The sequence below is a fragment of the Gilvimarinus gilvus genome, from assembly GCF_030518155.1.
Classification (GTDB): Bacteria; Pseudomonadota; Gammaproteobacteria; order Pseudomonadales; family Cellvibrionaceae; genus Gilvimarinus; species Gilvimarinus gilvus.
Genome location: NZ_JAULRU010000678.1, coordinates 1 through 497, shown reverse-complemented (window position 1 = coordinate 497; position 497 = coordinate 1). Strand labels below are relative to the sequence as shown.

General features: G+C 32.4%; 1 protein-coding gene. It reads right to left on the bottom strand.

All coding sequences use genetic code 11. The annotated features are described in order from the left end of the window. Window positions 1–261: 261 nt before the first annotated feature. A partial coding sequence (locus tag QWI17_RS16850; protein WP_302723689.1) for a hypothetical protein occupies window positions 262–497 on the bottom strand: 236 nt, incomplete at its 5' end.

Sequence of the window (497 nt, the reverse complement as noted above, 5' to 3'; positions counted from 1 at the left end):
ATATTCCCAAAAAAATAACCACATAGAAACATAGAACCAAATGATTTTCTGTTGAAATTAGTTGCTTATCTATTTGTATTTTCAACTAATCTTTACAAGTCATCATTGCAAAAACTATGTTTCTATGTGGTTAAAATAAATTTGAACAACATCTATAAAATTCTATTTCCGATACAATTTTTCTTCACTCTTTTACGTCGTTAATCAGAGTATTGTACCGAAAAATTACTCCAATCAACGAACTGCATTTCACAACTAAGCTTACACAACTGTATGCTCGCCAAGGTAGATACTGGTACTCGCCATCGCCTTTGTTTCACTATTCAGAAACGCCCAAAAGTTAACCTTTTTGCCATTGTAATACGTTGGTAAAGCAATATCTATAATCATAGAATTACGAGTCTCAATACTTTGAAATACTTCAAACGAATTTAGTTCTTCACAATAGCAAATAACATTCACAAGATCCGAAGGTTGCGCATTACCTTGCCCAGAAT